General features: G+C 68.0%; 18 protein-coding genes. 5 read left to right on the forward strand and 13 right to left on the reverse strand.

Annotation, left to right across the window (positions count from 1 at the left end):
• Positions 1 to 22 precede the first annotated feature (22 nt).
• Complete coding sequence (locus ACQR3U_RS03720; protein WP_230809725.1) at positions 23 to 706, forward strand: TetR family transcriptional regulator; 684 nt, start codon at positions 23 to 25, stop codon at positions 704 to 706.
• Positions 707 to 753: 47 nt separating this feature from the next.
• Here the strand turns inward: ACQR3U_RS03720 and ACQR3U_RS03725 are convergent, their stop codons facing one another.
• The 6 genes from ACQR3U_RS03725 to ACQR3U_RS03750 all read right to left on the reverse strand — a co-directional run bounded on the left by ACQR3U_RS03725 (position 754) and on the right by ACQR3U_RS03750 (position 8,491).
• Positions 754 to 1,581, reverse strand: coding sequence for a hypothetical protein (locus ACQR3U_RS03725; protein ID WP_230809726.1), 828 nt, complete (start codon positions 1,579 to 1,581; stop codon positions 754 to 756).
• Between the two features lie 169 nt (positions 1,582 to 1,750).
• On the reverse strand, positions 1,751 to 1,858 hold the full coding sequence (locus tag ACQR3U_RS03730) for a methionine/alanine import family NSS transporter small subunit (RefSeq protein ID WP_006551747.1): 108 nt from the start codon (positions 1,856 to 1,858) through the stop codon (positions 1,751 to 1,753).
• Positions 1,855 to 3,459 (reverse strand): sodium-dependent transporter, encoded by a 1,605-nt coding sequence (locus ACQR3U_RS03735; protein WP_230809727.1) that lies wholly within the window; start codon positions 3,457 to 3,459, stop codon positions 1,855 to 1,857. The genes ACQR3U_RS03730 and ACQR3U_RS03735 overlap by 4 nt, the downstream gene beginning before the upstream one ends.
• 83 nt (positions 3,460 to 3,542) lie before the next feature.
• Positions 3,543 to 4,661: a lysylphosphatidylglycerol synthase transmembrane domain-containing protein gene (locus ACQR3U_RS03740; protein ID WP_230809728.1), complete on the reverse strand. Its 1,119-nt coding sequence runs from the start codon at positions 4,659 to 4,661 to the stop codon at positions 3,543 to 3,545.
• On the reverse strand, positions 4,662 to 6,092 hold the full coding sequence (locus tag ACQR3U_RS03745; protein ID WP_230809729.1) for an HAD-IB family hydrolase: 1,431 nt from the start codon (positions 6,090 to 6,092) through the stop codon (positions 4,662 to 4,664).
• Entirely contained in the window at positions 6,089 to 8,491 is a 2,403-nt protein-coding gene (locus tag ACQR3U_RS03750; protein WP_230809730.1) for a glycerol-3-phosphate 1-O-acyltransferase, read from the reverse strand. Before ACQR3U_RS03750 ends, ACQR3U_RS03745 begins: the two co-directional genes overlap by 4 nt.
• Positions 8,492 to 8,722: 231 nt before the next feature.
• On the opposite strand from ACQR3U_RS03750, the gene ACQR3U_RS03755 reads away from it, so the two are divergent.
• The gene (locus ACQR3U_RS03755; RefSeq protein WP_372477515.1) at positions 8,723 to 10,234 is read left to right on the forward strand and encodes an AAA family ATPase; all 1,512 of its coding nucleotides are present in this window, start codon (positions 8,723 to 8,725) and stop codon (positions 10,232 to 10,234) included.
• Positions 10,235 to 10,304: 70 nt separating this feature from the next.
• On the opposite strand, the gene ACQR3U_RS03760 is transcribed toward ACQR3U_RS03755, so the two are convergent.
• Together ACQR3U_RS03760 and ACQR3U_RS03765 are read right to left on the reverse strand one after the other, a co-directional pair.
• Positions 10,305 to 11,198 (reverse strand): universal stress protein, encoded by an 894-nt coding sequence (locus ACQR3U_RS03760; RefSeq protein WP_064062131.1) that lies wholly within the window; start codon positions 11,196 to 11,198, stop codon positions 10,305 to 10,307.
• Between the two features lie 148 nt (positions 11,199 to 11,346).
• The gene (locus ACQR3U_RS03765; RefSeq protein WP_230809732.1) at positions 11,347 to 12,879 is read right to left on the reverse strand and encodes a CYTH and CHAD domain-containing protein; all 1,533 of its coding nucleotides are present in this window, start codon (positions 12,877 to 12,879) and stop codon (positions 11,347 to 11,349) included.
• 163 nt (positions 12,880 to 13,042) lie between these two features.
• Between ACQR3U_RS03765 and ACQR3U_RS03770 the strand changes: the two genes are divergently transcribed.
• Positions 13,043 to 13,588 (forward strand): flavodoxin domain-containing protein, encoded by a 546-nt coding sequence (locus ACQR3U_RS03770; RefSeq protein WP_269065267.1) that lies wholly within the window; start codon positions 13,043 to 13,045, stop codon positions 13,586 to 13,588.
• Between the two features lie 46 nt (positions 13,589 to 13,634).
• Here the strand turns inward: ACQR3U_RS03770 and ACQR3U_RS03775 are convergent, their stop codons facing one another.
• Positions 13,635 to 14,141 (reverse strand): SRPBCC family protein, encoded by a 507-nt coding sequence (locus tag ACQR3U_RS03775; RefSeq protein WP_060651943.1) that lies wholly within the window; start codon positions 14,139 to 14,141, stop codon positions 13,635 to 13,637.
• Between the two features lie 28 nt (positions 14,142 to 14,169).
• Positions 14,170 to 15,090: a pseudouridine synthase gene (locus tag ACQR3U_RS03780; protein ID WP_006551737.1), complete on the reverse strand. Its 921-nt coding sequence runs from the start codon at positions 15,088 to 15,090 to the stop codon at positions 14,170 to 14,172.
• 174 nt (positions 15,091 to 15,264) lie between these two features.
• Between ACQR3U_RS03780 and ACQR3U_RS03785 the strand changes: the two genes are divergently transcribed.
• Together ACQR3U_RS03785 and ACQR3U_RS03790 are read left to right on the forward strand one after the other, a co-directional pair.
• Positions 15,265 to 16,254, forward strand: coding sequence for an alpha/beta hydrolase (locus ACQR3U_RS03785; RefSeq protein WP_051121583.1), 990 nt, complete (start codon positions 15,265 to 15,267; stop codon positions 16,252 to 16,254).
• Positions 16,244 to 17,110 (forward strand): oxidoreductase, encoded by an 867-nt coding sequence (locus ACQR3U_RS03790; RefSeq protein WP_230809734.1) that lies wholly within the window; start codon positions 16,244 to 16,246, stop codon positions 17,108 to 17,110. The genes ACQR3U_RS03785 and ACQR3U_RS03790 overlap by 11 nt, the downstream gene beginning before the upstream one ends.
• A gap of 51 nt (positions 17,111 to 17,161) precedes the next feature.
• Here the strand turns inward: ACQR3U_RS03790 and ACQR3U_RS03795 are convergent, their stop codons facing one another.
• The 3 genes from ACQR3U_RS03795 to ACQR3U_RS03805 are packed head-to-tail and all read right to left on the reverse strand — an operon-like array spanning position 17,162 to position 19,903.
• Positions 17,162 to 17,596: a GNAT family N-acetyltransferase gene (locus tag ACQR3U_RS03795; RefSeq protein WP_019289985.1), complete on the reverse strand. Its 435-nt coding sequence runs from the start codon at positions 17,594 to 17,596 to the stop codon at positions 17,162 to 17,164.
• Between the two features lie 48 nt (positions 17,597 to 17,644).
• Complete coding sequence (locus tag ACQR3U_RS03800; RefSeq protein WP_006551733.1) at positions 17,645 to 18,379, reverse strand: aspartate/glutamate racemase family protein; 735 nt, start codon at positions 18,377 to 18,379, stop codon at positions 17,645 to 17,647.
• A gap of 6 nt (positions 18,380 to 18,385) precedes the next feature.
• The gene (locus ACQR3U_RS03805; protein WP_006551732.1) at positions 18,386 to 19,903 is read right to left on the reverse strand and encodes an NCS1 family nucleobase:cation symporter-1; all 1,518 of its coding nucleotides are present in this window, start codon (positions 19,901 to 19,903) and stop codon (positions 18,386 to 18,388) included.
• Positions 19,904 to 19,935 lie beyond the last annotated feature (32 nt).

Below are 19,935 nucleotides of genomic sequence, written 5' to 3' on the forward strand. Positions count from 1 at the left end.
GACATGAACGGAAGGTGGCGTGATGACGGAGCAGTCGACGACGGAGACCGCGGGCGAGGAGTCGGCGTCGACGCGGACCTCGCGGCCGGCCCTCGGGTCCACCCGGTCGCCCGGTGCGGGCCTACGACCGGCACAGCGGGCGCGGTACATGCGGATCATCGCCTCCGCCGAGGAGCTCGCCTCCGAGGGTGGATACGACGCCGTGCAGATGCGGGCGGTCGCAGACCGATCCGGTGTCGCTCTCGGCACGGTCTACCGCTACTTCCCCTCGAAGAACCACCTGCTCGTCGTGGCGCTCGTACTCGAATTCGAGACCGCCGCCGAAGCCGTGACCACCGTGGAGATCCCTGGCGACGGTGCCGCCGAGCGCCTGATGGGCGTCCTGCGCGGAGTGATGCCGCGTCTGTCCGAGAACCCGCTGCGCTACGACGCGCTCATCCGGGCGGCGATGTTCGCCGACGCGTCCTCGGCGCCCGAACTCGACCGTCTCGGTGAGGTGCTCACCCGACTGTTCGCGCAGGCGGCAGGCATCGACATCGTCACCGAAGAGGTGCTCAACGCCGTGCGGATCATCGCCGACGTGTGGATGTCGGCGCTGGTCGCCTGGGTGGCGGGCCGGCAGTCGGTCGACGATGTGCTCGCGCACATGGACACCGCCGTCACGCTCGTGTTCGACCGGCTGAACCGACTGCAGCGGGCGAGCTGACGCCCACCCGCTGCAGTTCTGGGCTCCGCTCGGGAGCTCTGGTTCGATCAGGCCGGCACGTCCACGATGCCGATCGTGGGCAGGAAGAAGCACTGCGTGTCGCCGTTGCGCACGTTGCCGAAGACGGCCGAGAGCACGGTGCCCGACCCCGTCTCGACCGGCGCGACCCGCACGCCACCCAGCGGCAGGGTGTCGGCGATGAAGGTCGTGATGGCCTGCTCGACGATGCCGCGGGCCTGGACGGGAAGGCCGGCCGGAATGGCTCCCGCCGCGGTCTCCTCCGGCGTGCCCATCGGGACGAAGCCACCCTGGAAGGTGTTGACGTTGAACCACGCGAGCTGGATGCCCGAGGTGTCGGCGTCCTCCTCGAGGCCGACGGGGACGAACGCGAAGAGCGTCTCACCGGGCGAGACGACGTTCAGGGTGCCCGGCAGCGGCGACAGGCTGCGGTTCGGCCATGGCCCGGGCAGAGCACCCGCAACGGCGGGCACGGTGCCCAGCGGCAGGTCGCCGTCGGCCGTGCAGAACGGTGCGCCGGTGGGGTAGAGGAACGGTTCGACGCCGAGGCGACGCAGGAACTCCATGCCGTCCTCGTAGGCGCCGAGCGGTGTCGCTTCGGCCGCGTCGGCAGCGCTTCCGCGTGCGTTCGCGATCGCTTCGGCGGCAGCGAGAGTCGTGGGATCGACGCCGGGCAGCGCGCGGAGAGCCTCGAGCGAGCTCACGAGCGGGCTCGTGGCGGGCGCTTCCGCCGGTGCTGCCGGGTCCGTGGGTGCGGGTTCGGCGCCGGCGATGGTGGGAAGCGCCAGACCTGCGGCGACGGTCAGGGCTGCGGCGGCCGAGATGCGACGCATCCGATTGCGGTGTCTGCGGCTCATATGGGGTTCTCCTCCTGTGGGTCGTGACACCCGGACGGGCTCTACCTAACTCTAAACTAGAGGTTTAGAGTACGACCGCTCCAGGAGACCACAAGGGCGGCGCTCCGGCCAGAGCGCCGCCCCGTGGTGTTACCGAACCGACACCCATGTGAGTCGGTGGTGCGGATGATCAGTCCGGATCGTCCGGATGCTTACGCAGATGCAGGATGCTCAGCAGGAGACCGCCCCACAGCGTGACGAGGGCGAGAATCATCATGGCGACGGCCGCTGTGCTCATCGGGTACCTCCTGTGGACGAGTCGGGTCCGGGTAAGAGAGCACCGGACGAAGCAGGCGCCTGGGCGGATGCGGGCGGACGGTTCTCGTCCAGCTCGTATTCCTCGTCGATTCCCCTGCGCCAGGGGATGAACGTCAGGAGGACGGCGAGGATGATCACGCCGGCCTGCACGCTCCAGCCGAAGGCCGTGACCAGGCTGTCGGGAAGACCGCCGTAGCCGTCGCGGACACGGTCGCGGATCTCGCTGAACAGCATGTAGCCGAGGACGAGCGGGGTGATGATGCCCGTGAACACCATCCAGCCCGTGCCGACCTTGAACGACGACACCGAGTTGAGGTGGTCGCGGAGTTCGGGCAGACGACGATAGATCCACGCGACCACCACGAGCGCCACGAAGGCGACACCCACGATGCCGAACTGGTTCGCGAAGCGGTCCACCACGTCGAGAGTGTTCAGGCCGGTGGTGGTGGGGAAGAGCAGCAGCGACACGATTGCCGACACACCACCGATGGCGAGTACCGCCGGCACCCGGCCGAGGCCCGTCTTGTCCTGGAAGGCCGAGACGGTCACCTGGATGATGCTGATCATCGACGTGAACCCGGCGAAGACCAGCGAACCGAAGAACAGCACACCGAAGAGCGGGCCGCCGGGCATCTCCGAGACGATCGTCGGGAAAGCGATGAAGGCGAGGCCGATACCGCCCGCGACCACCTCACCGACCTCGACACCCTGCGCCTGGGCCATGAAGCCGAGAGCGGAGAAGACGCCGATGCCGGCGAGCACCTCGAAGCTCGAGTTCGAGAACCCGACCACGAGACCCGAACCGGTGAGGTTCGTCTTGCGCTTCAGGTACGACGAGTAGGTCACCATGATGCCGAAGGCGACGGACAGCGAGAAGAAGATCTGCGCGTACGCCGCGATCCACACCCCGGTGTCGGTCAGCGCCGACCAGTTCGGGGTGAAGAACGCATCGAGACCGGCGGTCGCGCCGTCGAGGGTCAGCGACCGGACGACGAGCGCACCGAACAGCAGGACCAGCAACGGCACGAAGAACCGATTGGCGTTGCCGATACCGCGCTGGACGCCGAGAGCGAGCACCGCGAGCGTCGCGATCCAGACCAGCAGCAGCATCCACGCGACGCCCGGCACGAAGCTCAGGCCGAAGGTCGCATCGGTGTCCTGGTTCAGGAACGAACTCATGAAGAAGCCTTCGGGGTCGTCGCCCCAGGCCTCGGTGATCGAGAAGAAGGTGTACCGCGCGGCCCAGGCCACGATCACCGCGTAGTACACGCCGATGACGAAGCACACCAGCACCTGCCACCAGCCGATGAATTCGGCGCCGCGGCGCAGTCTGCGGAAGGCCAGCGGCGGCGATCCGCGGAACTTGTGCCCGATCGCGTAGTCGACCAGGAGAAGGGGGATACCCGCGGTCAGCAGCGCGACCAGATACGGGATCAGGAATGCGCCACCACCGTTCTCGTAAGCGATGTACGGGAAGCGCCAGATGTTGCCGAGTCCGGCCGCCGAGCCGATTGCGGCCATGATGAACACCGACCGGCCCGACCAGACTTCCCGTTTACGTGTGACCTCGTGCTGTGCCACGGACCTCGTCCCTCCATTCATCCGGATGGAGGACAACGCTAGCGCCCCGACCGGCGCGCGGGCGATCTTTTCGGTCGGCGCCTTCAGCCGTCGTCCCAGAGCCGCAGGTCCGGGGGAGTTTCGTCCTCGTGCCCCTCCTCGCCGACGTTCCGGTAGCGGAATGCGAAGACGATCCAGCCGACCGCGGCGACGAGCACGAAACTGATCAACCGGTAGACGACCACCGCCGACAGGGCCTGCGCGCCGGTCATGCCGGAGGCGGTGAGCGCCGGCATAAGCACGGCGTCCATGACACCCAGACCGGCGGGGAGCAGCGGAATGGCACGGCTGGTGGCGGTTCCGGCCGCGTAGGCGACCGCGATACCGGCCAGGCTCGGCGCGCCACCGACCGCGTATGCGGCGAACGCCAGGCACGCACCGTCGCATACCCAGTTGCTCAGCGACCAGCCGAACGCGCGGGCCGCATGAGGACGATCGAGTTGCACCGCGCTCAGCTGGCCGACGATCTTCCGCCACGCTCGCGCACCCGCCTGCTCCGGCTTCTTCCGCAACCGGTTCAGGCTCCGCAGGGCGATCAGGCCGATCGATTCGAACGAACCAGGATTGCCGGCCGCGTACTGGATGAGCACGACCAGCAGCAGCAGACCGCCGAGCGAGAAGATCAGCGAGAACGGGTTGTTGCTGGCGCCGACGAGCAGAGCGCCGACGATGCCGAGCAGTGCGAGTCCGGCGGCCTGGAGGAGCCCGGCCATGACCAGCTGCCAGGTCGCCACCACCGGGGGTGCGCCCCAGCGCCGCATCTGTCGGTAGGTGAAGGTCGTCCCGACCACCGGTCCGCCCGGCAGGGTCACGCTCATGGAGTTCGCCGCGAGGGCCACCGAAAGCGATTGCCATTGCGAGACCTTCACACCCGCCGCGGACAGTAGCGCCCGCTGCACCCGTGCGAAGGTCGACATCTCCGCCATCGAGGCGAACACCGCTGCCGCGACCCAACCCCAGTGAAGATGCCCGAGGCCGCGGACGCTGTCGGACAGTTCCGGCCACACGAGCACGATCTCGACGGTGAGCACCACGACGAGCAGAGCACCGACGATCCACTTGAGATACCGGCGTCGCTTCGGGGTGAGCGGCCCGCTCTCACCGTGCGGGCTCTCGTCGGCTCCGTCGTCCGGCTCCTCGGGTGTCACGGTCTCGTTCGTCATCTAATCGGTGGGCCAGCTCGACAGCGTGCGGCGGTAGAGGTCCTCGACTTCGGCGATGTGCTCACCGAAGTTCTCCCGCGACCAGCCGCTCACGTCGATCGGTTCGAGCACCGCCACATCGACGGTGCCCGACCGCAGCAGGGTCGAGTGCTTCCACAGGATCTCGCCGGCGTTGCGGATCACGACCGGCACGATCGGGACACCGGCCTGCATCGCGATGTGGAAGGCGCCCTTCTTGAACCTGCCGATCGCCGGGGTCAGCGAGCGTGTGCCCTCGGGGGCGATGACGATCGACGTACCCTCGCGGAGGGTGTCGACGACGGGTCCGAGCGCCGCAACCGCCCGCTCGGTGTTCGTGCGGTCGACAAAGGTGGCGCCGACGAACCGCAGAAGCGGCCCGAACAACGGGTCGTTGGCCATCTCCTTCTTCGTCACGCCCGTGAAGTCCTGCCTCAGGACCTTGGCCAGCACCACCGGGTCGAGCTGACTCTGGTGGTTGAAGATGAACACCGCCGGCCGGGCGGCCCACGCATTCGCTTCCCCGACGATGCGTACGTTCACTCCGGCGAGGGCCAGGGAGACCTCGGTGCCGATGCTGATGATCGAGTCCAGCGCGGTCTTGCGGCTGCGGTTGATCAGACCGAGACCGAGACCCGTCCACACCGAGCCGAACATCCCGCCGTAGGCGGCGGCGGTGCGGACGAGTTCGCGGGCGCCCGGCGTACCGCGCGGCCGGAACCGCATGATCGGCCAGTCGCGTTCGATGGCGAATCGGGTGAGAGTGCGATCGGGGTTCGTGGCCGTGGGGTTGCCGGCGACGGCCAGGAACTCCACGTCCTCACCACCGTTGGAATAGGTGTAGCTGGCCTCGGCGTCGATGCCGTGTGTCTCGACGAAACTGCGTGCCGCCTCCGCTTTGCCGCTGCGCCACAACGATTTCCCGTCGACCCGTCCGGTGAGCACACCGTTCTCGACCTCGAGTGGGGTGAACAGGATGTGCTCGACGCCCAGCGCGTCCCCGGCGGCCTGGATCTGGTAGCGGGACGCCGACGAGGCGATCACCACCGTGTGGCCCGCGTTCTGGTGCGCGCCGATGAGTTGCCACGCCTCCGGATAGAGGTGTCCGGCGATCGTCGTCATGAACAGCCGGCGGCCGATCTCGTAGAGCTCGTCCTCGGTGTGACCGCGCCACGCCTTGAAGGCGATCGCGACGAAGCGTTCGAAGTCCTCCTCGGTCTCCGTCCCGCGGATCCCGTTGATCATCGTCGCGGCCAGTTCGGATGCGGAGACCTTCCCGGCGAGCACCCGGTCGCGGAAGAAGTGGACACCGGAGAAGCCGTGCACGATGGTGCCGTCGAAATCGAAGAAGGCCGCCACCTCGGGTCCCTGCGGACCCGTACGCACCCGTTCGAGGGCCTGCTCGAGGTTCACCGTTCCACCTTTCTGTTCGACACGTCGAGCGACTCGGCCAGCGCGACCCGCTGGGCCAACTCGGACAGCTCCGCTGCGAATGCCTTCCTGCGCTCGCGGACGGTCTCGGGGTCCTCGTCGTGGTCGAGCAATCCTCGATTGCGCGCCAGGTCGAGCGCGGACGCGAACAACTCCGACGACACCGATTCCGGCCCGTACAGGCGGCGCTGCAGCAGCATCTGCCGGCCCACCGCCACGCACTCCGACAGGAAGGCGGCGCGGTCGACCTCGAGCTCCGGATCCCGGACGGCGAGGCGCTCGGCGACGACGAGCTGCGCGTCGAAGAACGACCGCAGCGTGCGGTGCGACATGAAGAAGCCGGTCTCGACGAGACCGGTCAGTGCTTCGTCCTTCGTCGGCAGGGTGTCGCCCCAGGACGGGACGAGCAAGGCGAGCTCGTCGCGCATCTGGGTCTCGTAGGTGTCTCGGTCGGGGAAGAAGAACTCGAACTTCAGCAGGTCGCGCAGGTTCTTCGCCTCCTCCCACGCCACCCGGACAGGATCGTCACCGAGATTGGCGTGCGCGTAGAGGATGGCCAGCTCCATGATCGACCGGTTGACGAACCAGTGCACGCCGCTGTTGCGGTAGAACGCCGCGACGAGATGCTGACCCGGCTGGATCGAGTAGACCGGTTCCTCCCCGCCGGCGTAGGTGGTGACCACCCCCGCGTGGGTGAGCGACGAGAGCACGTCCTCGAGCCCACCTTCGACGTCGAGGATGTGGAGCCCGCCCTGCGGGACACCGCGGCGATCGAGATAACGGCGGACAGGTGCGATCACGGCCCGCACCTCCTCGAGCGTCAGCGAGCGGTCGCGCACACCGAGCAGGGCCAGGGTGACCAGGCAGTTCACCGTCACCGGAGTGTTGCAGTTGATGCCGACCGCGACTTCGAAGGCGACCTTCTGCAGCGCCTTGCGGCGCAGCACCCGTATCTCCTCGGAATCCGTCGGCGCCGCGGACGGGTCGGCTGCCGGCGCCGGTGCGGTCAGGTCCGGATCCCCACCGGCGACCAGCAGTTCGCGCATCGACACGGGATCGCCGAACCGCACGTACACGTTCCCGGCCCGCTTGCGCTGATTGCGGGCGTAGCGCACCAGCCATCCCAGGCCTTCGGTTTTCTTCGTCGCGCCGGTCTGTTCGGCGGCGACCGCCGCGACCTCGGCGAGTCCCTCGTAGGTGATCGAGACCGGCACCAGCATCGCGTCCTCGACGCGTCCGCCGCGGATCGCGTTGGCGACGTAGCTGAGCAATCCGTAGCGCGGGGCCCGGAGCTTGCCGGTGCGGGTCCGGCCGCCCTCGAAGTACCACTCGAGGTTGAACCGCTTGCTCAGCAGGAACGCGAAGTACTCCTCGAGCGCGGCCTTGTAGACGTCGTCGTCTGCGAAGCTGCGCCGGATGAACACCGTGCCGGTGCGGCGGGCGACGGGACCGATCGGCCAGAAGGTGAGGTTGGCCCCGCCCATGATGTGGTTGCCGGGAAAATCGTTCGCCGCCAGGATGTCGCCCAGCACGAAGGCATCGGCGTAGGACCGGTGCGAGGGGAGGAAGACCAGGGCGTACCGGCGGTTGGACTCGCGCAGTGCGCGCAGACCGGCCTCGTCGGCGTGCACGGTCCATGCCGACGCGTGCAACGGCCGCATCGCCTGCGTGAACAGGTCGGTGACCAATCGTGACTGCACGGCCACGAGTTCGTCGAGGGAACTGCGCGCCCGCGACTCGACCTCGGCGCGCGAGAGGCCGTGCTCGGCGGCGATCTCGTCGAGACGGCGCCGGAAGATCGGCGAGTCCATGATCTGGGCGGCGACGAGCCGCGGGACCTTGTAGCGGTCGCCGATCACCGCTCGCTCCGCGCGTTCGAGCGCGACGACGGCGCGACGGGTCACGTACCGCGCGAGTGCCCCGTCGTCATCGTCACCGCCCTCCGCCCTGAGCGCGTCCCGCAGTTCGGACAGGCGGGCCGGTTTCGCGACGACGATCCGGTAGCGGTCGGCACCCTTGCGCACGAGCCATTTCTGCAGCAGCAGATTCGGATTGCGTGGGTTCGTGAGGGCGAGGACGTCGGCAAACCGGATACGCCGCGCACCGTCGCGCTCCGCCGGGAGCCACACGATCCGCAAGGGCAGGATCAGCGGATCGTCGGTGCGGGTCACGAGCTCCTCGGTGAGCACCCGTGAGTCGAGGTCGAGCGACTCGGGGCGGGTCGGCGTGCGGTACTCGGCGGGAAGCTCGTCCGAGCGCAGCCAATCCTCGATCATCGTTCGTTCGAGAGCCGTCGTGTACGCGAGGACCGCCACCGTGGGTCCGTCGTCCGCCCGCACGGTGTCGTCTCCTCGTACCCGGCTCGGTTGATCGTTTCTCATCTCACCCCGTCCAGAAGTCACCTCGGTGTGAAAGCTACCTGTCGCGGCCGGTTCGTTCGGGCGATCCGGAGGAGAACACACACACACTGTGCGGATACACCGGTGGGCTGTGCGGATACACCGGCGGGCTGTGCGGATACACCGGTGGGCGCTGTGCAGATGCGCCGGTGGGCGCTGTGCAGATGCACCGGGGGAGTGTCTGAACGACAATATGGTGGACGAGAGGACTCGGTGGGAGCCGCCGACGACAGGGAGGGCGCAGTGACCACAGGTGCCGGACCGGAGGATGTCGGCTACGCGGGGGTGAGGGAGACGCATTCGTCGGTGGTCTTCTTCGTCGGCGAGCGCGTGCACAAACTGAAGAAGCCGCTCGACCTGGGCTTCCTCGACAACCGCACGCGTGAGGCCCGTGAACGGATCTGCCACCGGGAGGTGGAGCTCAACCGGCGTCTCGCACCGGACGTCTATCTGGGCGTCGCGGACGTCCACGGCCCGGACGGACAGTTGTGCGAGCACCTCGTCGAAATGGTGCGGCTGCCCGACGACCGGCGCCTGGCCGCCGCGGTCCGCCGAGGTGAGGACGTGTCGGTGGTGATCGACGAGGTGGCACAGCAGGTCGCCGCACTGCACGCCTCCTCGCCGCACGGTCCCGAGATCGACCGGTGTGCCTCCGCGGATTTCGTCGCCGAGCTGTGGGATCTCAGTCTCGACCATCTCGGCCGGCTGGAGGTAGGGGCGGATCGTGCCGGGGCGTTGACGCGGATCCGGGAGTCCGTGCACCGTTACCTCGCCGGCCGGGCGGTGCTGTTCGACGAACGCATCGCGGCGGGCCGGGCCGTGGACGGACACGGCGACCTGCTCGCCGACGACATCTTCTGTCTCGACGACGGTCCGCGCATCATCGACTGCCTCGAGTTCGACGACGAGTTGCGCTACGGCGACGCAGTACTCGATCTCGCCTTCCTCGCAATGGATCTCGAACGTCTCGGTGCCGAACCCGCAGCACGGCGGTTGCTCGAGCAATATGGTGAGGTCTCGGGCGATCACCCGCCCTCCTCTCTCGTGCACCACTACATCGCCTATCGAGCGTTGGTGCGCGCGAAGGTGACCGCCCTACGCTACGAGCAGGGTGATGCAGCGGCGCGGGAAACGGCGACCGGTTTCGTCGAGTTGCTCGAGGGACATCTCGACCGGGGGCGCGTGCGCATGGTGCTCGTCGGTGGTGTCTCCGCGACCGGCAAGACGACACTGTCGCGCACGGTCGGTGCGTATCTCGGAGCGGATGTAGTGCGCAGCGACATCGTCCGCAAGGAGTTGGCGGGTCTGCAACCCACCGACCGCACCGGCGACGGTACGGATGCCGGTCTGTACGCACCGACGCATTCGGAGGCGACCTACCGCGAACTGCTGCGCCGTGCCGAGACCGCTCTGGCCCGGGGACGATCCGTCGTGCTGGACGCGACCTGGTTGTCGTCCGGGCAGCGCGACGCGGCCCGCAAGGTCGCGGACGGTGCTTCCGTGGATGTGATCGAGATCGAGTGCCGTGCAGACAAGGGAATCCTGTTGCAACGGATGGCATCCCGAGCCGAGCGCGGCGACGATGCCTCCGATGCGACCCCTGCCGTGCTCGAACAGCAACTCCGCCGGCGGGATCCGTGGCCGGAGGCAGCGGCGATCGATACGGGTGTCGAGACCGTCGACGCGGCGCGACTGGAGAGCATGCTCGGTCCAGCGCCCTGGTGATCGCGCCCCGAGAACAGTGAACGGGGATCGCTTCGTCGAAGCGATCCCCGTCGAACCGGAACGATCGGTTCTAGACCTTGCGGGCGATGAGCACCGAGCACGGAGCCTTGTGCAGCAGGTTCTGGCTCGTGGATCCGAGCAGGGCGGCGCGGAACTGGCCACGTCCGTGGCTTCCGACTGCGACGAGTTGGGCGTCGTCGAGGTGCGCGAGCAGGACCTTCGAGGCCGGGCCCCGATCGATCACACGCTCGACGGTGACCTCGGGGTGGCGATCACTCCAGCCGGCCAGCGTCTCGGCGAGAACCGCGGTCTCCGAGGTCTCCACGGCATCCCAATCGACCAGCGCGGCCGTGGCGCCGACACCGAGTGCGGCGTCACCGAGCCAGGAGTGCACTGCCCGCAGCGGAACCCCGAGGGCCGACGCGAGATAGAACGCGTGAGTGACTGCGGCAGAGGACAATTCGCTACCGTCCACACCGACGACGATCGGCCGGGAATCGGGCAGCGGAGAATCGGTGTTGCCGCGCCACACGACCACCGGGCAGGGCGCATGGTTCGCGACGCGCAGAACGGTGGAGCCGAGGAGGAAGTTCTCCAGCGCACCCGCGCCGGTGGCGCCCATGACGACCAGGCGTGCGTCCTCGGCGGCCTCGAGCAGCGACTTGGCTGCGGGACCGGGACCGATGAAGCTGCTGATCTCGAGCTCGGGGTGATCTGCGCGGACTCGCTCGGCGGCGTCGGCGAGGAGCTTCTTGCCGTCCTCCTCGAGCTGCTGGATCATCTGCGACTGCACGAGCACTGCGGCCTCGCTGTAGAAGATGCCCTCCGGGGGCATCGAGTGCACGAGGTGGAGGGGTGCTCCGATGCGCGACGCGACGGCACCGGCCCACCGCGCTGCCGCTACAGCCGTTTCGGAGCCGTCGACGCCTGCGACGACTGCCTTGCGGGTGCTCGGTGTGCTCATGGATGTCTCCTTTTCGTTGCGACGCGCGGCTTCCCGCGCGCAGGTCGGCCCGAGGCCACGTTACCGCCACGACGCGGCCGTGACCCGGTGTCGACGATCTTCATGATCCCCGATCGGGGAGGCCCCGACCAGAGCCTTCCGGCCTCGATCAGGTCCACAATCGGCGAGCGGCGCGGTAGGCCTTCCTCCAGCCGCTGTCCAGATGCGCGGCCTGCGCGTCGCCGATCTCGGTCTCGATCCGGAACAGGATCCCGAGCCCGAAACTGGTCTCGGCGGTGTGGTCCTGCTCGGAGAGCATGTCCAGGAGGTGTTCCCGCGCCACGACCGAGTCCTGGAATTCACCGAGCAGATCCTGGAAGTCGTCGAACCGGTCGAGGATCCGCCCGGAACGCTTCGGATGCAGCGGCGCGATCACCTCGATGGCGTACCGCATCCGTTTGGCGCCCTTGCGTGCCCGGTGCATCAGCGCGTCGCGCTCCGCCGGGTTCTCGGCGTCGCCGACCCTGTCGACGCGGCGCGAGACCTTCTTCGACAGCGCTGCGACCGCGCGCAACAGTTCCTTCCGTGCCACCTTCGGCCGTGCCCCCGCCGCTTCGGTGGCGGGCGCGAGGTCGATGATCGCCGCGTCGAGGCGGGTGAGCAGCGCGACGTACCGATCCGAGTCCAGGGTGTCGACGGCTTCGAGACGGGCGGCCTCCGACCGTGCCGAGAAGTACTCGTCGATACGGGCTCTCGTCGCTTCCCGGTGCGATTCGACCGGGATGTCGGCCACGCGATCCGCGAGCCGTTCCCACTGGACCTCGAGATCACGTGACGGGCTGAGACGTCTTCCGAGCCAACGGAGTTCGTCGATGAGGTCGTGATCCACGACGATCTCGTCGGAATAGGTCTGCAGTGCGCTGCGCAGACGCCGCGCGGCCTTGCGCATGCTGTGCACCGCGTCGGGTGCGTCGCGGCGGACGGCGATGTCGGACAGCCCCAGGGTGTGCAGTTCGCTCGAGAGATAGTCGCGTATCGGGATCAGGCCCTTCGCGATCGGCGGGCGGGCGGGGATCAGGTCGCCGAGCACGCGGTGGAGCTTCGACGAGCTCTCCGAACGGGTGATCCCGACGGCCGCGAAGCGTTCCTCGAGTGCTGTGAGGAATCGGCCGATCGTCTTGTCGCCGAGGGTGGAATTCCACTCGACCTCGATCTCCTTCCAGCGGATCTCGGATCCGTCGGCGCTGCGCACGGCGTCGACGTCGTCCACCACCACCTCCGCGACGAAGCCGCCGTCGGACGACCGGAGCCGGTGCCGATGTCGTCGGGTCACGAGCAGAGCGGCCAGGCTCAACGGGGCGCCACGGCGGATGCCGCGCAACAGGGACCCGAGGTCTGCGGGAACGTCCTCGGCCGAGTCGTCGCCGAGGGGGAAGTGCAGTTCGGTGCGGGTGTCGACACCGGAGGGCAGTTTGAGATGCCATCCCGCGTCGTCGCCGCCCTCGCGCCTGCGGAGCGTGATCTTCGAGCGCAGCAGGCGCAGGTCGGCGGTGTCGTAGTACTGGGCCGACAACTCGAACCGGTCGACGTCGATCGTATCGACGGACGGCAGTCCTGTCAGGTCCGGAAGCGGCCGGTCGCCGGTGGCGGAGTACTTGCGTTCCGCCTCCTCCGCGACGGTCGCCGACGATGTACTGGGCATCCATCTGCTCCTCTCGGTGCGCGTTGCCTCCACCTTGCCACGCGGTCCGATATGAGGGGATTCGTCCGACTGTGATCTGCCGATACCGGGCAAAGGGCACTTCGGCCCTGGTCAAGGCCCGGTTCCGGGGTGATCATGGTTCGACGCGGGTCCGGAGGTAGTGATGAAGGTTCTTGTTTCGGTGGCCAGTCGGCACGGTTCGACCGCGGAGATCGCGACAGCGCTGGCCGCGTCGATGCGCCACCACGGCGCGCAGGTCGACGTGAACGCGCCCGAGCACGTCGACGAGGTCGACGCGTACGACGTCGTGGTGCTCGGCAGCGCCGTCTACCGCAGTCGCTGGCTGCGCAGCGCGCGGGAGTTCTCCGACCGGCACGCGGCCGAACTGCGCGAACGCGACGTCTACCTGTTCTCGTCGGGTCCCGTCGCCTCGGGCGGGAGGTCGGTGAACACGTGCTACGACGCGTGCGCCGTCGCCGAACGCATCGAGGCCGTCGAACATCGCACCTTCCCGGGGAAGCTGGATCTGGCGGTGCTCGGCACCGGCGAACGGATGGTCGTCAGGATGGTCGGCGCCCCTTCCGGTGACTTCCGGGACTGGGACGCGATCGGTGCCTGGGGTGCGCGCATCGTTGCACGCACGACAGCGCGGGAGCGCGACCTCGACGGCGTCGGTTCGGCTCCCGCGCGACGTGGGGCGCGCCGCTAGGCGGATATTCCACCCGGGCGATCGGCCCGGATCCCGAGCCGGGCGATCAGCCCGAGCTGCCCTGATAGTGCGTGCTCAGTTCGGCTGCGCGGTCCCAGATCGACCAGTCGACCGGGCGTTCCTCCAATTGGGCCTCGACCACCTCGAACCCGGCGTGCCAGGCGGCGCCGTGTGCAAGGGCGTCCTCCTCGTCGTCGGTGGTGTGGGTGAGGGTGAGCCAGCACCCGCCGGAGCCGTCCGGAGTGAGTTCCCAGTGCAGAACGTCGGTGTCCCAGAGGTATTCCAGGATCCGTGCGGGCCGCACCGTGAGGACACTGCCCATGGTTGTGTGCCCTTCCGGCAGGCCGAAACGTCGGGTCTGTTCCTGTGTCGAGCGGAATTCGAGTGTGGCGCCGGGTGTGAGCTCGAACTCGACGTCGGCAGGGAACCAGGCGCGGAGATGTTGCGGATCGGTCAGGACCCGCCACACTCTCTCCGGCGGGTGGGGGAACGAGCGTTCGAACCGCAGGGCCACCCGCCCGTCATAGGTACGCGAGATGCTGCCGATTTCCATGGAAACCTCCAAGACGAGAACTCGCCGGTCAGCGGGGTCCTGGTGTGCTGTTACTCCATGCTGCCAGGTTTCGTCGGCTTACGAAGCGGGTCGGCCGACCTGTGATCGGATCGTGGAACGACAAGGATCTGGCCAGAAGCTGCAGCGGATTCGAATAATCCTGTGGCTCGAGCTCGTACACCTCCGGATAGAGGTTGTCGCCGAGAATGGGGATTCCGAGCGAGTTCATGTGTACCCGGAGTTGATGCGTCCGGCCGGTCTCGGGACGCAGACGGTAACGCGCACGGTCGTCGGCCGTGTCCACCAATTCGATCGAGGTCACGGCGTTGACGGGACCGTCGACCTCGCGGGCCTGCAGCACGCCGCGCTCCTTGACGATGCGGCTGCGGACCTCGCGAGGGAAGTCGAGGCGCGGCGCGGCCGGGGCGATCGCCTCGTACTCCTTCTCGACGAGACGCCGGTCGAACAGCGTCTGGTACGCGCGTCGCGCCTCGCGCCGGACGGTGAACACCAGGACGCCCGCCGTGAGCCGATCGAGCCGATGAACGGGGGACAGTTCGGGCAGGTCCAGATCCTTGCGCAACCGGACCACGGCGGTCTCCGTCACCCAGGAACCACGCGGGGTGGTCGCCAGGAAGTGCGGCTTGTCCACGACGAGTAGGTTCTCGTCACGGTGGAGGACGTCGATCTCGAAGGGAACGCGCGGTTCGGCGGGCGGATCACGGTAGAGATACACGAATTCGCGTGGGACGTACGGGGTCGAAAATGTGACCGCTGTGCCGTCCTGTACGACCACTTCGCCGGATTCGATCTTCTCCGCGATGCGCGCCGCATCGTTCGGGAAGCGTGTGAGCAGGAACTCCGCTATGGTCTCCCAGCTGGGATTTTCCGGCAGTCGCAGGCGGGTGGGGTTCAGGCCGTCGCGAACGGGGAGGGGAGCTTCGGGCACGGGTCGGAGGTTAGCGGTGCGCCCGGAATGCGAGCGCCGAAGGCCCGACGATAACGCTGCCGGACTTTCCACGATAACGATTGTGTGCAAGCCTGCTTAAGGTTTCTGCACCGTCGATACCCTGGGACGGAAGTGAAAAATGTTACTGGAGTGCAAGGGGAGCATGTTGTGACGATGTCGGCGAAAACCGGAACACGTCGGCGGGGGGGACGCGCTCTCGTGCGGCTGCTGGTGGCGGCACTGGTCCTTCCGCTGGCGCTCGCGTTCAGTGGGCTCGGCGCCGGCACGGCTGCGGCCGATCCGTACGATCGCTTCCACGAGGACATGGTCGCCGCCCCGGGTGGGGTCGGGGCGATCAAGGTACGCATCTGGCGGGCGAACAACGGCAGCAACAAGGCCGTCTATCTGCTCGACGGTCTGCGCGCCACCGACGACGTGAGCGGCTGGGAACACGAGACAAACGCGGCGTGGCTCGCCGATCACGGCGTCAACGTGATCATGCCGGTGGGCGGACAGTCGAGCTTCTACGCCGACTGGTACGCACCGAGCAATTTCAACGGCCAGCCCTACACCTACAAGTGGGAGTCCTTCCTCACCCAGAACCTCCCCGACCATCTCGCAAACGTCTACGGCATCGACCGCAACAACAACGCGGTGGTCGGCCTGTCGATGGGCGGTAACGCGGCGCTGATCCTGGCCGCCTACCACCGCGACCAGTTCAAGTTCGCCGGCTCCCTCTCGGGTTACCTCAACCTCTCGGCCCCCGGTATGCGCGAGGCCATCCGTCTCGCCATGCTCGACGCCGGCGGATACAACGCCGACGCGATGTGGGGACCGCCCTGGGACTCGGCGTGGCTGCGTCACGACCCGTTCGTCGCGGCGCCGCAGATGCGCGGACTGCCGATGTGGGTCTCCGCGGCGAGCGGTCTGCCCGGCCAGTACGACCGGCCGAACTCGCTCGTGGGCAGCTTCAACACGACCAACGCCATGGGTCTCGAAGCGCTCGCCCGCACGCAGAACCGCGCCTTCCAGGTGCGCCTGCTGACCCTGGGCATCGACACCGCACACTTCTCGTTCCCGATCGTCGGTACCCATTCGTGGGGTTACTGGCAGGACGAGCTGTGGGCGATGCTCCCGATGCTCAAGTCCTCGATTGGCGCCTGACGCCACCACATCGCTGGACGGTCGCACCGTCGTCGTGACGGGGGCCACCAGCGGTGTGGGCGAAGCGACGGCCCGCGCCCTCGGGGCTGCCGGCGCCACCGTCGTCCTCACCGGTCGCAACGTCGACCGGGGCAAGCGCATCGCCGAGGAGATCGGCCCCCGGGCCGAGATGATGTCGCTCGATCTCGCCGACCTCTCGGCGATCCGTGCCTTCGCGGACGCCTTCGCCGATCGGCGGATCGACGTCCTGGTCAACAACGCAGGGGTGATGGCGGTGCCGCTGCGTCGCACCGCCGACGGGTTCGAGATGCAGATGGGAACGAACCATCTCGGACACTTCGCCCTGACCGGACTGCTGTTACCGCGCATCACCGGTCGTGTCGTCACGGTGTCGAGCGCCGCCCACCTGATCGGCCGGATCGATCTCGACGACCTCAACTGGGAACGCCGCCCGTACAACCGCGCCGCGGCGTACGCACAGTCGAAGCTCGCGAATCTGTTGTTCGCGCTCGAGCTCGAACGACGCCTCGCCGCGGTCCGCTCACCGCTGCGCGCCGTCGCGGCCCATCCGGGCTACGCGGCGACCGAGGTGGGCAGTCACACGGGGACGTGGTTCGACCGGTTGTTCGGTTTCGGCAAGACGATCCTGCAGCGCACCCCGGACCAGGGGGCCGAATCGGTCGTGCTCGCCGCCTCCGATCCGGGTATCGCGGGCGGCTACATCGGTCCGCGTCTCCTGCTCTACGGAGCGCCCGGTGTCGCCGGCGTGGGGCGTCGCGCCCGCGACCGCGAGACCTCGACGCGGCTGTGGGAGTTGTCGGAGAAACTCACAGGAGTCCACTTCGAGATCGGCTGATACGCGTCGTCGCCCGCACCCCGTGACCGCACCCCGACGGGCGCCCTGTGGTCACGGGGTGCGGCGCATCGGCACGTGGTCGATCCCGGCCTCGAGGTAGTTCGCTCCGGTGCGCACGAACCCGAATCGCGCGTACCAGTGCTCCAGATACGCCTGCGCCGAGATGTCGACGACTCCCGGACAGGTCCCGAGCGCCGCCTCGATCAGCTCCGCGGCGAGGCCGCGCCCGCGTGCGTGCCGGGCGGTGGCGACACGGCCGATGTGGGCGATGTCCCCGTCGTCGTGGAGCACGCGCAGCGTCGCAAGGACCTCATCGCCCTCCCGCGTCCAGAACAGTTCGGTGGTCGGGTCGAGATCGCGGCCGTCGAGTTCCGGTTCGCTGGTGATGCCCTGCTCGAAGACGAACACGTCGGTCCGCAGAGCCATGATCCGGTACAGGCTCTCGGGGTCGGTCTTCCTCAGCGGTGCATGGTGGATGGACGGCACGTCCCGATCGTAGGGGGCTTCACCGGCTGTGAGGACACGGGAGGGGCTTCACCCGCCCGTCGTGAACCCGTCGAGCAGTCCCGCATAGCGCTTCGGTGGGGGAGCCGCGAACTCTCCTCGCTTGCCGGTCGCCAGCCCCATCGTGACCAGCGACTGCACGGTCAGCGTCGCGGCCGCGACACCGTCCACCACCGGCACTCCGATCTCCGCGGAGATGTGCGCGCACAGGTCGGCCATCCCGGCGCAGCCGAGCACGATGGCGTCGGAACCGTCCTCGTACAGGGCGTCGAGGCACGCCTCGGTGACGATCTTGCGTGCGTCGGGATCGCTGTCGAGGGCGAGCACCGGCAGGTCGCACGCGTGCACGCCCCGGCACGCGTCGCGCATGCCGTAGCGGTGCGCGAGGTCCCACGCGCGTCCGGTCGTGCGGGCCAGCGTCGTGACGACGGAGAATCCGCGCCCCAGGACCGCGGCGGTGTGCATGGCGGCCTCGGCGATGCCGACGACGGGCCCGCCGGCGAGCTCGCGCGCCGCGTCCAGCCCGGGATCGCCGAAACACGCGATGACGTAGCCGTCGACGCCGTCGCGTTCACCCTTCTCGATCTCGGTGAGGATGCCCGGCACGGCGAGCGCCTCGTCGTAGTGGCTCTCGATCGACGGAGGTCCCATCGTAGGGCTGACCGCCTCGACGCGTGTGCCCGGACCTGCGACGGCCCGGGCACACGCCTCGATCGTGGCGGTCATCGACCACGTGGTGTTCGGGTTGACGACCTTGATGAACATGGAGGATCAGACTGCTTCCTGTGCGACCCGGTCGGGGAGGCGGACTGCGAGGCGGGTGCGGGTCGCGAGCAGGTGGTAGACGACGAACCCGAGACCGCAGCCGATGAACCAGCTGTACTGGGCGGCGGTTCCCATGCCGGGCGCATCGTTGAACAGCACGGGGATCATCGCGACGACGGCGCCGACGACGGTCGCGATCACCGCGGCCGGGTTGTAGCCCTTGCGGTAGAAGTACGCGCCCTTCTCCGACATCGTGAACAGGTCGTCGACGATCACCTTCTGCTTGCGCACGAGGTAGTAGTCGGCGATGAGGATGCCGAACAGCGGACCGATGAACGCGCCCAGGGTTTCCAGGGTGTAGTGGATGACCTCGGGGTTGTTGTACAGATTCCACGGGGTGATGAGCACCGAGCCCACCGCGGCGATCATGCCGCCGGCGCGCCAGCTGATCTTCTGCGGGCTGACGTTCGAGAAGTCGAAGGCCGGGGAGATGAAGTTCGCGACGATGTTGATGCCGATCGTGGCGATGGCGAAGGTCAGTGCGCCGAGCACGATCGCGAAGGTCGAATCGATGCGGGCGACGGTCTCGACGGGGTCGGTGATCAATTCGCCGTAGACGGGCAGCGTGAGCGATGCGGTGATCACCACGAGCAGCGAGAAGACCAGGAAGTTCACGGGCAGACCGAGAAAGTTGCCCTTCTTCACCGCGGCGTAGGACTTCCCGTACCGGGAGAAGTCGCCGAAGTTGAGCATCGGGCCGGAGAAGTACGAGACCACCAGGGCGATCGCGCCGAGCATGACCGGCACCGACGACCATCCGGTGTGCGTGACTTCGCCGAGGGTCAGATCGATCGCGCTCCAACCGGCCTGGGAGATCAGGTAACCACACAGCAGGAACATCACGACGTAGACGGCAGGGCCGCAGAAGTCGATGAACCGTCGGATCGACTCCATGCCACGCCAGAACACGCAGGCCTGCAGCACCCAGAGCGTCAGGAAGCTGACCCATCCGAGTGCGGACAGGCCGGCGAATCCGTAGTCCTCGACCACCGCGTACGGCGTGAGCGAGGGGAACAGCTTGATCAGCACCACGTCGAGTGCCGCCGAGGCGAGGAAGGTCTGGATCCCGTACCACGCCACCGCGATCAGGCCGCGGATGATCGCGGGGATGTTCGCGCCGAGAACGCCGAAGACGCTGCGGCAGATCACCGGATAGGGCACGCCCGTGACCTGGCTGGGTTTGGCGACGAGATTGCAGAAGAAGTAGACGATCGTGATGCCCACGAGCAGGGCCACGAGGACCTGCCAGCTGGCCAGACCGAGAGCGAACAGGCTGCCGGCGGTGACGTACCCACCCACGCTGTGGACGTCGGACATCCAGAACGCGAAGATGTTGTACGAGCCCCACCGCTGGTTCTTCAGCGGGGCGAGGTCGTCGTTGGTCAACCGCGGGTCGTATCCGGTCGTGGGCGGCGGGGGTGCGGTGGGGACGCTACCGGCGCCCGGTGTCAGCACTTCGGTCATGCCTGCTCCTGTGCGAGGGGGAGCCGCCCGTG

The organism is Rhodococcus sp. IEGM1339 (assembly GCF_050321925.1).
GTDB classification, from domain to species: Bacteria; Actinomycetota; Actinomycetes; order Mycobacteriales; family Mycobacteriaceae; genus Rhodococcus; species Rhodococcus pyridinivorans.